We start from the raw sequence: 13,020 nt of genomic DNA, 5'->3' as shown, positions 1-13,020 counted from the left end.
GCTCTACACGGTCCGAACGATGCCCCTCATGCTGCAGAACATTCCCACCCACGTGATTGCCGGGCCCTTGGGCGCCGGCAAGACCAGCCTTATCAAGCACCTGCTCGCCCAGCGCCCGGCCAACGAGCGTTGGGCGGTGCTGATCAACGAGTTCGGGCAGATCGGCCTGGACGCCGCCTTGCTCACCCAGGATGACGACGGCATTGCCCTGGGCGAAGTCGCCGGAGGCTGCCTGTGCTGCGTGAATGGTGCACCGTTCCAGGTAGGACTGGGTCGTCTGTTGCGTAAGGCCAAGCCCGACCGGCTGTTTATCGAACCGTCGGGCCTGGGCCATCCGGCGCAGTTGCTCAAGCAGTTGCGGCAGGCACCGTGGCAGGGCGTGCTGGCCGTCCAGCCCTGTGTGCTGGTGCTGGATGCCCAGGCGCTGGCAGCACGAAAACCATTGCCGCCAGCGCAGCAAGAGGCTCTGACAAGTGCCGGGTTGCTGGTGTTGAACAAAGATGAAGGGTTGGACGCCGGGCAGCGCCGAGCGATCGAACGGCAGTTGCCCGAATGCCCGCTCTACTGGACCCGCCAGGCGCAATTGCCCCTGCAACAATTACCCGGCCTGAACGCGCAGGCTTCAGCCGCTGTGGATAACATCGAAGTGCCCGAAGGCCAGGCGCAAATGCCGGCGGTGTGGAGCGATCCGACTCAACCGATCTGCCTGAGTCAGACTCAAGAAGGTGGTTGGAGCGTCGGATGGCGCTGGCACCCGAGCCAGCCATTCGATACCCGCCGCCTCGACCAGTGGCTGACAAGCCTTGAATGGCGCCGCGCCAAACTGGTTATCCACAGCGCCGAAGGGTGGGTTTCGACCAACGCGGTGGATAACAGCGAGTTGACTTGGCAGGCCAGCGAATGGCGCCGTGATTCACGTATTGAGTTGATTTTCAGCGAGCCACAGGACCTGGCCGCCTTGCAGGCCGCACTAAAGGCCTGCCGTTACTGACGGTTCTTGGCGTGGTCCTGGCGCCACTGGCTCAGCTCGATCACTTCGGCGCTGGGCAGCGGCGTCTTGATCTCGAACGGGTAGGGCGCCAGTTCGATCTGCGCGCTGTGGGCGCCGAATTGAGTGATGGTCCCCGGATGGCGGGTTTCGCCGGTCACGGTGAATTCAAAGTTGTAGATACGCGCCAGGCGCCGCCGCCCATTGGCATCCTTCACAAACCCGATACGCTTGAGCGCCACCGCGCCGTCCAGCAGTTCGATGTCGAGCTTGGCACAATGCTGCTTGACCCGCTCCAGCGCCCGCTCACGCAGGCCGTGGTTGTGCCACACCCAGGCGGCACCGGTCGCCAGCAGCATCAACACGAAGATGTTTCCCAGGGTCAGCATGCGAAAGACTCCAACAAAGTGAGAGCAGCTTAACTGTGTCGCCGGTCTGTCGTACAGGCTGCGTTTAGTCGCATACTGCGCGGCCAGAATTTCAATGGCTTTACGGAAATCCCGCGCATGAAACGCACACCTCATCTGCTTGCGATCCAGTCTCATGTGGTCTTTGGCCACGCCGGAAACAGCGCTGCCGTATTCCCCATGCAGCGTGTCGGGGTGAACGTCTGGCCGTTGAACACGGTGCAGTTCTCCAACCACACCCAGTATGGCCAATGGGCGGGCGAAGTGTTGGCGCCGCAGCAAATTCCGGCGCTGGTGGAAGGCATTGCGGCGATCGGCGAGCTGGGCAACTGCGACGCCGTGCTGTCCGGCTACCTGGGCAGTGCGGACCAGGGGCGTGCGATTCTCAGCGGCGTGGCGCGCATCAAGGCCATCAACCCCAAGGCCCTGTATTTGTGCGACCCGGTGATGGGCCATCCGGAGAAGGGCTGCATCGTGCCCCAGGAAGTCAGCGATTTCCTGCTGGACGAAGCCGCGGCCATGGCCGATTTCCTGTGCCCTAACCAGCTGGAATTGGACAGTTTTGCCGGGCGTAAGCCGCAATCGCTGTTCGATTGCCTGGCCATGGCCAAGGCGCTGCTGGCACGCGGGCCGAAGGCGGTATTGGTTAAGCACTTGGACTACCCCGGCAAGCTGCCGGACGGTTTCGAGATGCTGCTGGTGACCGCCGAGGGCAGCTGGCACCTGCGCCGGCCATTGCTGGCGTTTCCGCGTCAGCCTGTGGGCGTGGGCGACCTGACCTCGGGGCTGTTCCTGGCGCGGGTACTATTGGGCGACAGCCTGTTGGCAGCGTTCGAGTTCACCGCCGCAGCCGTGCATGAAGTGCTGCTGGAAACCCAGGCCTGCGCCAGTTATGAACTGGAACTGGTGCGCGCCCAGGACCGTATCGCCCATCCTCGCGTGCGGTTCGAAGCGACGCCGATCGAGCTGTAGGAACATTCCTGATTGAGCCAGGCAAAGGGCGTCCGGTACTATCGGCGCCTCTTTGTCCCCTGTGCTTTTCAAGGAAGAACCATGTCATATTTCCTACGGGCTTTTTCCACGCTAAGCCTGGTTTCGCTGCTCAGCGCTTGCAGCATCAACGGTAGCTACCCGGACGCCACCGAACCCGATGCCGCCAAGCTGCGGTTCATCTCCAACACCCAGAACTCCACCCTCGACTTCTTCGACGCCCAGCACTGCGCAGGCCGTACTACCGGCATGCTCAACAACTCCTTGATGACCGACACCCAGCGTCGGGTGGGCATGATCGTGCCGCCGCCGGAAAAAGCCCGTGGTTTGCTGGAGGTCAAGCTGGCGCCTGGCAAGCCGGTGTTCATGCGCATCAACACCAATGGCAGCGGCTACGTGTGCGCCAAGGCGATCAGCTTTACGCCTGAGGCGGGCAAGGAATATGAAGTGACGTTCGACGTGGCCGAGGGCAGTTGCATCACCACCTTCCAACGTCTGCAGCGCTTCAACGGTAAAGACGAGCGTATTCCGCAGCCGATGATCGAAAGCCCGCTGCAAGCGTGCGCCGGCAGCACGCCGATGTTCCCCAAGCAGATTCCAGAAACGCCCAAGCGCGCTGCGTTGATCGGTTCCATCGTTGACACCAACCTGCAGTTGTTCAAGATGATGAACCCGCAAACACCTGTCGAACCGCCGTCGACACCCAAGTCGCTTGAAGATCAGATTGCCAAGCGCAAGGCGGCAATGGGTTCGTTCACGTTGCCGGAGGCCTACTGGACCCAATATCGCCAGAACTTCACCTTGCTCAATGAAGATGCGGCGGCGCAAGAGGCGCGCACAATGGGGCTCTATAACGAAGTGCTGCGCTACCGATTGAGCGTCACCGAAGACGCCGTGTTGGAACAATGGCTGAACCCGACGGACACCACCACGCGTGATCGTGTGGCGGAGAACGACAAAGTGATGGCCGCCTATTACATCAACACGCGCAAGTCAGTGATGGTTGAAGTGCTCAACCATCACCTGGCGCGCATGGGCCAACTGGATCAGCGCTTTGAGGTGTGTGCGCATTTCGACAAGTGCTGGCACTGATGCCTACAGCGCGTCGGCCTTGATTTCCTGGTAGCGCTTTTCCAGCTCCTGGCGGATCTGCCGGCGCTGCTGTGCCTGCACGAAACGGCGTTTGTCTTCGCTGTTCTGCGGTTGCAGCGGCGGCACGGCGGCTGGTTTGCGCTGGTCGTCCACGGCCACCATGGTGAAGAAGCAGCTGTTGGTGTGGCGCACCGAGCGTTCGCGGATGTTTTCGGTCACCACCTTGATGCCTACCTCCATCGAGGTATTGCCGGTGTAGTTGACTGACGCGAGGAAGGTCACCAGCTCGCCGACATGAATCGGCTCGCGGAAAATCACCTGGTCCACCGACAACGTCACGACATAACGGCCGGCATAACGGCTCGCGCAGGCGTAGGCCACTTCGTCGAGGTACTTGAGCAGGGTGCCGCCGTGGACATTGCCTGAGAAGTTGGCCATATCAGGGGTCATCAATACCGTCATCGACAGCTGGGCGTTTCCGGGTTCCATAGCACACTCACGGGTTGTAGGCATTGGTTGGGGGGCACCTCTGCGGGTGCTGGAATCTTTGCTGCGCCTTCCTTAACGGGACGCCGGTGGTCGGCTTGCCGTCACGCGTGTACCGATCTGTTTCCATATATTGCACCGGCTTTCTGCCGGAAGTCGCGGTGTTAACCTTCAAAAGCCCATCTCAGGGCATTTCTTACGATCAAGGCAGACTTTTCCTTTCGCCCTTTGCGACATTTCAAAGGCGCGGGCGGAAGTGGGAAAAGCGCCAGTACCCTCAAGGAGCCCCTCGCCATGCACGCCATCAGCTTTATCCAGGACCTGGCCGTGATCATGCTGGTGGCAGGGGTTGTCACCATCCTGTTTCACCGCCTCAAGCAGCCGGTGGTGCTGGGCTACATCGTCGCCGGGTTCATCATCGGCCCACACACCCCGCCGTTCGGCCTGATCCACGACGAAGACACCATCAAGACCCTCGCCGAGCTGGGGGTGATCTTCCTGATGTTCTGCCTGGGCCTGGAGTTCAGCCTGCGCAAGCTGTTCAAGGTCGGCGCCACAGCCTTCATCGCGGCCTTCCTGGAAATCATCCTGATGATCTGGATCGGCTACGAGATCGGCCGCTGGTTCGACTGGAACACCATGGACTCGCTGTTCCTCGGCGCGATCCTGGCGATTTCCTCCACCACCATCATCGTCAAGGCGCTCAATGACCTGAAGATGAAGAACCAGCGCTTTGCCCAGCTTATTTTCGGCGTGCTGATCGTCGAGGACATCCTCGGCATCGGCATCATCGCCTTGCTGTCGAGCATTGCCGTCAGCGGCACAGTCAGCTCCGGCGAGGTGTTTTCCACGGTCGGCAAGCTGTCGCTGTTCATGATCGTCGCGCTGGTCATCGGCATTTTGCTGGTGCCACGTTTGCTGGCCTACGTGGCCAAGTTCGAAAGCAACGAGATGCTGCTGATCACCGTACTGGGCCTGTGTTTCGGTTTCTGCCTGCTGGTGGTCAAGCTGGAGTACAGCATGGTGCTGGGCGCGTTCCTGATCGGCGCGATCATGGCCGAATCCCGTCAGTTGATTAAGATCGAGCGCCTGATCGAGCCGGTTCGCGACATGTTCAGCGCCATCTTCTTCGTGGCCATCGGCTTGATGATCGACCCTCAGATCCTGCTGCAATACGCCTGGCCGATTGCGGTGATCACCGTGGCGGTGGTGCTGGGCAAGATGTTGTCCTGTGGCCTGGGGGCGTTTATCGCCGGCAATGACGGCCGTACCTCACTGCGCGTGGGCATGGGGCTGTCACAGATTGGCGAGTTTTCCTTCATCATCGCGGCGTTGGGGATGACGTTGCAGGTGACCAGTGACTTCCTCTACCCCGTCGCCGTGGCGGTTTCAGCCATTACCACACTGCTCACGCCGTACCTGATTCGCGGTGCCGACCCACTGTCCTTGAAGATCGCGGCGATCATGCCGCAGCGAATGAGCCGGGTGTTCGGCATGTACGGCGAATGGCTGCGCAGTATCCAGCCTCAAGGTGAAGGCGCAATGCTGGCGTCGATGATCCGCAAGATCATCCTGCAAGTCGGGGTGAACCTGGCGCTGGTGGTGGCGATCTTCTTCGCCGGCAGCTTTTTCGCGGCGCGTATTGGTGGGTATCTGGAAGGCTGGATCAGCGATCCGAGCTGGCAGAAGGCATTGATCTGGGGCGGGGCGTTGTTGTTGTCGCTGCCCTTCCTGATTGCGGCGTATCGCAAACTCAAGGCGCTGTCGATGCTGTTGGCGGAGATGAGCGTGAAGCCCGAAATGGCCGGGCGGCATACCCAGCGCGTACGGCGGGTGATTGCAGAGCTGATCCCGATCCTGTCGCTGTTGGTGATCTTCCTGCTATTGGCAGCCTTGTCGGCCAGTATTCTGCCGACCAACAAGTTGCTGGTGCTGATTGCCGTGGTCACGGCGGCGGTGGCGGCCGTGCTCTGGCGGTGGTTCATCCGCGTGCATACGCGGATGCAGGTCGCCTTGCTGGAGACGCTGGATAACCACAAGGATACGCCCGAGCACTAAGCGCCTGGGTGTGGGCTCAGCTTTCCAGCCAGACGTCCCGCGCCCAGTGCCACACCGATTCCCAGGTTTCTTCGGTAACGAGTTCTTCTTCGCCGGACCACAGCACCACGGTGCCGTCTTCTTCAACGCAGTAGTAGTCGTCACCGTCCTGGCAGATCGGGATCATGCTGCGATCAACACCCGCATCCCAGGCATTGGCAGCCACGTCGGGCAAGTAGGTATGGGATTGCGGGTCGGTAACGGTCACCGGTTCCAGGCTGCCGTACACCACATCGCTGACGGTCAGCAGAAATTCACGGAAGACAAACGGGATGTCGATGAACAGTTGTTCCTCGATTTCCACCAGTTGGTCTTCGTCAGGCAGCTCCAAAGGAACCGGGACCGGTTCGTTGGCTTCACGCAATTGTTCGATGATTTCTTCCACGGCCGGGATCCTCTTGCTAGATGGCGCGGTTTATAGGGGCGTTTTATACAGTAGCTCGCTATAAGTGCAACCGTGAAATAGAAAACCCCGGACAGGTCCGGGGTTTTTTGTATCTGCGTGCTAAGCGTGAAGGGATCAGCCGTTCTGGCGGATACCGGCGACCAGCCAAGGCTGGTTGTCGCCTTGTGGGCGTTCCATGTTCCAGCTTTCGCTGAACACTTCGCCCTGGTCGAAACGCGAGGTCTTCGACACACCGCTGAAGGTCAGGGTGGCGATGGTCTTGTCGGCGCGATCATCCACACCGTCCAACTGCACGCGCAGGTCGTCGATGTAAGTCGACTGGAATGCATCGCCAATCTCAGCGCGTTCGCGCTTGAGGAACTCCAGCAGTTGCGGGGTCACGAACTCGGCAATTTTGTCCATTTCGTTGGCGTCCCAGTGCTGCTGCAGGGACTGGAAGTGGCTGCGGGCCGCTTCGACGAAACGCTCTTCGTTGAACCAGGCCGGCGCGTTGATCACCGGACGGGCCGCAGCAGGGGCTGCCGAACCGCCGAAGATCGAGCCCATGGCTGGTTTTTGCTCGAACACTTCACGCTGCATCGGCGCGCCGGCTGGAGCCAGGTGCTCCTGCTGCTTGCGGCGACGGGCGGCGATAAAGCGGAAGATCACAAAGGCGATGACCGCCAGGATCAGCATGTCGAAGATCTGCATGCCCTGGAAGCCGCCGCCCATGAACATGGAAGCAAGCAGGCCACCGGCAGCGATACCGGCCAGAGGGCCCAACCAGCGCGAAGCACCGCCGGCCTTGGCAGCGGCGCCAGCAGCACCGGCTGCGCCTGCGGTCGCGGCTGCACCGCCCATGCCGCCGGCGGATGGAGCCATTTGGCTGGTCTGGTGAGTCGGGGATGCGCCCGAGCTTTTGCCGCCACCGAAGCGTTTGGCGTTGGCGTCGATGCTCATCGTCAGGCCGATGCACAACGCCATGGCGATGCTAAGAAAACGTTTCATAAAGGGAATTCCCATTTGTGGATTGCACGCGCGCCATGTTGCACAGGTGGAGTGACAGTGGCTAGCGACATAATGTTTCGGGCTTTTGCGTAGGACCGATTCAGAATGGTCTGTAGGACTTATTACTGATATTGGCCCGCGCCTGTTAAAAACAAGGGCGGGCCAATAAGCTTCATGTTGGGAAATGTTTCAGACGGCTTCGAGCTTCGCGTAGCCCATCATCAGCCACTTGCTGCCTTCGGCGAAGTTCACCTGCACCCGGGCCTGTGCACCAGCGCCTTCGAAGTTGAGGATCACGCCTTCGCCGAACACCGAATGCCTGACCTGCTGGCCAAGGCTGAACTGGGTTTCCGGAATCTCGGAACCCGCGAACATACTGCTGGAGTTCTGCTGCTGCCCGCCGCCGAACGGGCGGCTGACGCTGTTGGACAGGCGCACTTCCTGGATCAGACCCTTCGGTACTTCACGTACGAAGCGCGACACCTTGTTGTAAGTCTCGCTGCCGTACAGGCGTCGGGTCTCGGCGTAGGTCATCACCAGGTTCTGCATGGCGCGGGTGATACCCACGTACGCCAGGCGGCGTTCTTCCTCAAGACGGCCGGGCTCTTCCAGGCTCATCTTGTGCGGGAACAGGCCTTCTTCCATGCCCACCAGGAACACGTACGGGAATTCCAGGCCCTTGGCGCTGTGCAAGGTCATCAGCTGGATGCTGTCTTCATGCTCATCCGCCTGGGTATCGCCGGCTTCCAGCGACGCATGGCCGAGGAAAGCAGCCAGCGGCGTCAGCTCTTCATCTTCCTCGGTGTTTTCGAAGGCACGGGCAGCGCTTACCAGTTCCTCAAGGTTTTCTACCCGGGCCTGGCCTTTCTCGCCTTTTTCCGCCTCGTGGTAGGCGATCAGCCCGGACTGTTCGATCACCGTCTGGGTCATCAGGTGCAACGGCATTTCCGCGCACTTGGCTGCCAGGTTCTCGATCAGTTCGACAAACACACCCAAAGCGCCGGCTGCGCGGCCGGTCAGGCCTTTATTGACGATGAGCAAGCGCATGGCTTCCCACATCGACACATCGGCATGGCGCGCGTGGTCGCGAATCGCCTCGACGGTTTTCTCGCCGATGCCGCGCGCCGGGATGTTGATCACCCGTTCCAGCGCCGCATCGTTGCCGCGACCTTCCAGCAAACGCAGGTAGGCCATGGCGTTCTTGATTTCGGCACGCTCGAAGAAGCGCTGGCCACCATAGATGCGGTACGGGATGCGTTCGCGCAGCAAGGCTTCTTCCAATACCCGCGATTGGGCGTTGGAACGGTACAGAATCGCGATGTCACTGCGCGCCAGGCCGGTTTTCAGCGCGCTTTCGATGGTTTCCACCACGTAGCGTGCTTCATCGTGCTCATTGAAGGCGGCGTACAGGTTGATCGCCTCGCCTTCGCCGCCGTCGGTCCACAGCTCTTTGCCCAGGCGCCCGGTGTTGTTGGCGATCAAGGCGTTGGCGGCCTTGAGGATCCCGGCGGTGGAGCGGTAGTTCTGTTCCAGACGGATGGTCACCGCGTCCGGGAAGTCTTCGGAGTACTGGTAGATGTTCTCGATTTTCGCGCCACGCCAGCCGTAGATCGACTGGTCGTCGTCGCCCACTACCATCAGGCTGTCGCCGCCCTTGGCCAGCAGGCGCAACCAGGCGTACTGCACGGCGTTGGTGTCCTGGAACTCGTCCACCAGGATGTGGCGGAAGCGTTTCTGGTAATGGGCCAACAGGCCTGGGTTGTCGCGCCACAGGTCGAGGGCGCGCAGCAGCAGCTCGGAGAAGTCGATGACCCCGGCGCGTGCACAGGCGGCCTCGTAGGCTTCATAGATGCTGCGCATGGTCGCCAGGAACAAATCGCCGCTGGCCTGGATATGTTGCGGGCGCAGGCCTTCGTCTTTCTGGCCGTTGATAAACCACTGTGCCTGACGCGCTGGCCAACGCTGTTCGTCGAGGCCCAGCTCGCGTATCACGCGCTTGACCAGGCGTTGCTGGTCATCGCTGTCGAGGATCTGGAAGGTCTGGGCCAGGCCCGCCTCCTGCCAGTGCGCCCGCAGCAGGCGGTGCGCCAGGCCGTGGAAGGTGCCGACCCACATGCCGGCCGGGCTGATGCCCATCAACTGCTCGATGCGGTGGCGCATCTCGGCAGCGGCCTTGTTGGTGAAGGTCACCGACAGGATGGAATGCGGGGACGCGTTTTCGACCTGGATCAACCAGGCGATACGGTGCACCAGCACTCGGGTTTTACCGGAGCCAGCACCGGCCAGGACCAACTGACGGCCAACGGGGGCCGCTACGGCCTGGCGTTGGGCATCGTTGAGGGAGTTCAGCAAAAGGGAGAGATCATCGCGCATCGGCGCATTCTAGGGTGCCCGGGGGAGTGGGGCAAATACCAATGCCGGGTGGTCGACGGAAAACCGCCAGGGTGATGACCGGTCGGTCAATGGCCACAGCCCGCGCCGCGTCTCGCTCAAGCCGTCTGGCCCGGAAGTTTGCGCTGTACGACCGTGCAGTTTTTATGACGCAGAGCAGTTTGGCCCAGGCGCTTGCTTGTGTATGCTCCGTCGACGTTTCGGGCTCACCATTATAAGAACACTGCCTATGACCCTCAGCACCGACCTGCTCGGCCCCTCGACGGCACCCGCGCAGGTTCTTCGCAAACACTACGCCACGGAGATGGCGGTCGAGCGTACGCGCCTGCTGTATCAGGGCTCGCTGCTGCCGACCCTGTTGATGCTGGTCAATGGCCTGGTCTGCGCCTGGCTATTGTGGAACCCCCAGCAATACTTGCTGGACAGCATCTGGCTGGTCTGGCTGCTGGCCCTGGTGGCGATGCGCGTGATCCAGGTGGCGGCGTTCGACTCGGCCATGCCCAGTCGCCAGGCCCAGCCGGTGTGGCGGCGGATGTTCATGCTCGGCTCGGCCGTCAGCGGCCTGACCCTGGCCACGGCTGCCATTGCGCTGGTGCCGGTCGACAGCTTCATGCAACAAGCCTGGGTGTTCGGCCTGATCGGCGCGGCTACGCTGTCGGCCAGCGTGGCCTATGCCGTGAGCCTGCCAGCGTTTTTGTCGTTTGCCTTGCCGTGCCTGGTGCCGGCCATCCTCTACCTGTTCTGGACCGGCGACCCGCAGCAGCGCGGTTGGGGCGTGCTTGGCCTGATCCTGCTGGCATCCTTGAGCCTGGTGGCGTGGCAGGTCAATCGCCTGATCCAACGCGGGCTGCTGCGCCGTTTTCAGAACCAGGCGTTGATCGAGCATCTGCAGCAGGCGCAACAGCGCAGCGAGCAACTCAATCAGGAGCTGGTGCGCGAAGTGGAACAACGTCGTCAGGTCGAGCAAGAGCTGCGCGAAGCCCAGATCGGCCTGCAAGACCGAGTGGCCCAACGCAGCCAGGAACTGGACGCCGCCAGCTTGGCCCTGAATAAAAGCGAAGCGCGCCTGGCCATGGCGCTGCAAGCCAGTGAGTTGGGCCTGTGGGACTGGAACCTGCAAACCGACGAAGTCCATCACACCCAGCTCAAGGAACTGTTCGGCCTGGAGCCGGAATATGTCACGGCGATGCTCAGCCATCTCAAGCCACGCCTGCATCCCGAAGACCTGCCGCTGCTCAAGCGTGCCTTGGTGGAACACCTCAAGGGCCGCAGCGAGGACTACCTGGTGGAGTACCGCGTGCGTCATGGCGATGGGCACTGGGTGTGGATCGAAGACCGTGGCCGCGCCGTGGAGCGCGCGCCCAGTGGACGGGTCACGCGCATGCTCGGCACGCGGCGGGATATCAGCGCCGGCAAGGCCCTGGAAGAACAGCAGCGCTTGGCCTCGACCGTATTCGAGGCCGCCAGCGAAGGCATCGTGATCCTGGACCCGGACTACAAGCTGATTGCCGTCAACCAGGCGTTCAGTCGTGTCACCGGCTTTGAAACCGACGATATGATCGGCCGCAATGTGGTCGAACTGCCCAGCAGCCGCGATGCCCGCCGTCACTTCCCGGTGATCCGCCAGGCGTTGCTCAGCCATGGCACCTGGCAGGGTGAGCTGGTGGAAACGCGCAAGAACGGCGAGCTGTACCCGCAGTGGCTGCAATTGAATGTAGTGCGCGATATCCGGGGAAAAGTCAGCCATATCGTGGGCTTCTTCGCCGATCTCTCGGCGCGACGTGAGTCGGAAGAGCGCATGCGCTACCTCACCCATTACGACGAGCTGACCGGCCTGGCCAACCGCTCGCTGTTCCGCGAACGGCTGCGCGAGGCCCATCAGCGGGTACGCCAGGGCGGTCGCAGCCTGGCGTTACTGCACATCAACCTCGACCGTTTCAAATTGCTCAATGACAGCCTTGGCCATGAAGTCGCCGACCAACTGCTGCAAAAAATGGCGCGCCGCCTGATCAACGCGTTACCTGAGGCTGACACCATCGCGCGTCTGTCCGGCGACGAATTCGCCGTGCTGTTCGACGCCTACGGCAACCTGTCGAGCCTGGCGCGGGTCGCCACGCGGTTGCTGGCCAAACTGCGGGTGCCGGTGACGGTGGACGGGCATGAGCTGGTGGTGAGTGCCTCGATGGGCGTCAGCCTGTTGCCGGACAATGCGCGGGAAATTTCTGCATTGGTCAGCCAATCCAACATGGCCATGCAACATGCCAAGCACCTGGGCGGCAATAACTTCCAGTTCTACACCGACAGCCTGCAAGCCAGCACTCTGGAGCGTTTGCAGCTGGAAAACCATCTGCGCAAGGCCATCGAAGAGCGCCAGCTCACGGTGTTCTACCAACCCAAGCTGTGCCTGGCCACCGGCAAGCTGAATGCCGCCGAAGCGTTGATCCGCTGGGACCATCCACAGTGGGGCATGGTGCCGCCGGGGGACTTTATCGGCCTGGCCGAAGAGACCGGCCTGATCGTGCCATTGGGCGAATTCGTGTTGCGCGAGGCCTGCTGGCAGGCGTGTGAATGGCAACGCCAGGGGCTGGCGCCAATCCGCGTATCGGTGAACCTGTCCGTGCATCAACTGCGCCAGGGCAAGCTGGTCAGCCTGGTGCGCCAGGTGCTCGAAGAAACTGGCCTGGACCCGCAATACCTGGAGCTGGAGCTGACCGAAAGCCAATTGCTCGACAGCGTCGAACACATCATCGCCACTTTCCAGCAACTGCGGGACCTGGGCGTGAAGCTGGCGATCGACGATTTCGGCACGGGTTATTCGTCCCTGAGCTACCTCAAGCGCATTCCCGTGGACTACGTGAAGATCGACCAGACTTTCATCCGTGGGCTGGGCCAGGGGCGTGAAGACGCCGCTATCACCCGCGCCATTATCGCTATGGCCCACGGCCTTGCGCTCAAGGTGGTGGCCGAAGGCGTGGAAGATCAGCAGCAGTTGGACTTCCTGCGCGGTGAGCGTTGTGATGAGGTACAGGGCTACTTGATCAGTCGGCCGATGCAGGCCGAAGGGCTGGCAGATTTGTTACGGAAAAATGCAGATTTTCCCTAGTGATGCCTGGGGCGCCCCTGTGGCTACAACTTGGCCGCCCTTAGATTCAAAGGGGAGCAGGGCGATTTAGTGA

At 61.5% G+C, this 13,020-nt stretch carries 10 protein-coding genes; 5 read left to right on the top strand and 5 right to left on the bottom strand.

Going from position 1 to position 13,020, the window contains the following annotated elements; genetic code table 11:
• The first annotated feature begins 28 nt into the window (after window positions 1–28).
• Window positions 29–991, top strand: a complete 963-nt coding sequence (locus AYR47_RS06585) for a CobW family GTP-binding protein (RefSeq protein WP_033897244.1) — start codon at window positions 29–31, stop codon at window positions 989–991.
• Here the strand turns inward: AYR47_RS06585 and AYR47_RS06580 are convergent.
• Window positions 985–1,377, bottom strand: a complete 393-nt coding sequence (locus AYR47_RS06580) for a DUF3301 domain-containing protein (RefSeq protein ID WP_016978674.1) — start codon at window positions 1,375–1,377, stop codon at window positions 985–987. The two genes, AYR47_RS06585 and AYR47_RS06580, sit on opposite strands and share 7 nt — an antisense overlap.
• A gap of 117 nt (window positions 1,378–1,494) precedes the next feature.
• Here AYR47_RS06580 and pdxY point away from each other — a divergent pair, with 117 nt between their 5' ends.
• Both pdxY and AYR47_RS06570 read left to right on the top strand, forming a co-directional pair.
• Entirely contained in the window at window positions 1,495–2,367 is an 873-nt protein-coding gene (pdxY, locus tag AYR47_RS06575; protein ID WP_033897245.1) for a pyridoxal kinase PdxY, read from the top strand.
• 81 nt (window positions 2,368–2,448) lie between these two features.
• Window positions 2,449–3,477 carry a hypothetical protein gene (locus AYR47_RS06570; RefSeq protein WP_033897246.1) on the top strand — a complete coding sequence of 343 codons (1,029 nt, stop codon included), beginning with the start codon at window positions 2,449–2,451 and terminating at the stop codon, window positions 3,475–3,477.
• A gap of 3 nt (window positions 3,478–3,480) precedes the next feature.
• Here the strand turns inward: AYR47_RS06570 and AYR47_RS06565 are convergent, their stop codons facing one another.
• A complete protein-coding gene (locus AYR47_RS06565) occupies window positions 3,481–3,966 on the bottom strand; it encodes an acyl-CoA thioesterase (protein ID WP_033897247.1) in 486 nt (161 codons plus the stop codon).
• Window positions 3,967–4,257: 291 nt separating this feature from the next.
• On the opposite strand from AYR47_RS06565, the gene AYR47_RS06560 reads away from it, so the two are divergent.
• Window positions 4,258–6,021, top strand: coding sequence for a cation:proton antiporter (locus AYR47_RS06560; RefSeq protein ID WP_033897248.1), 1,764 nt, complete (start codon window positions 4,258–4,260; stop codon window positions 6,019–6,021).
• Window positions 6,022–6,037: 16 nt separating this feature from the next.
• Here AYR47_RS06560 and AYR47_RS06555 read toward each other — a convergent pair whose 3' ends face one another.
• The 3 genes from AYR47_RS06555 to uvrD all read right to left on the bottom strand — a co-directional run bounded on the left by AYR47_RS06555 (window position 6,038) and on the right by uvrD (window position 9,826).
• A complete protein-coding gene (locus tag AYR47_RS06555) occupies window positions 6,038–6,445 on the bottom strand; it encodes an SMI1/KNR4 family protein (RefSeq protein WP_017739032.1) in 408 nt (135 codons plus the stop codon).
• 135 nt (window positions 6,446–6,580) lie between these two features.
• The gene (locus AYR47_RS06550) at window positions 6,581–7,453 is read right to left on the bottom strand and encodes a Tim44 domain-containing protein (RefSeq protein WP_061434672.1); all 873 of its coding nucleotides are present in this window, start codon (window positions 7,451–7,453) and stop codon (window positions 6,581–6,583) included.
• A gap of 189 nt (window positions 7,454–7,642) precedes the next feature.
• Complete coding sequence (gene uvrD, locus AYR47_RS06545; protein ID WP_033897250.1) at window positions 7,643–9,826, bottom strand: DNA helicase II; 2,184 nt, start codon at window positions 9,824–9,826, stop codon at window positions 7,643–7,645.
• Window positions 9,827–10,073: 247 nt separating this feature from the next.
• Between uvrD and AYR47_RS06540 the strand changes: the two genes are divergently transcribed.
• The gene (locus AYR47_RS06540) at window positions 10,074–12,947 is read left to right on the top strand and encodes an EAL domain-containing protein (protein ID WP_061434670.1); all 2,874 of its coding nucleotides are present in this window, start codon (window positions 10,074–10,076) and stop codon (window positions 12,945–12,947) included.
• Window positions 12,948–13,020: the final 73 nt, after the last annotated feature.

This window comes from Pseudomonas azotoformans, assembly GCF_001579805.1.
GTDB classification, from domain to species: Bacteria; Pseudomonadota; Gammaproteobacteria; order Pseudomonadales; family Pseudomonadaceae; genus Aquipseudomonas; species Aquipseudomonas azotoformans_A.
Note: the sequence above shows the minus strand (reverse complement) of the source record. Positions and strands in the feature narration are given on the sequence as shown.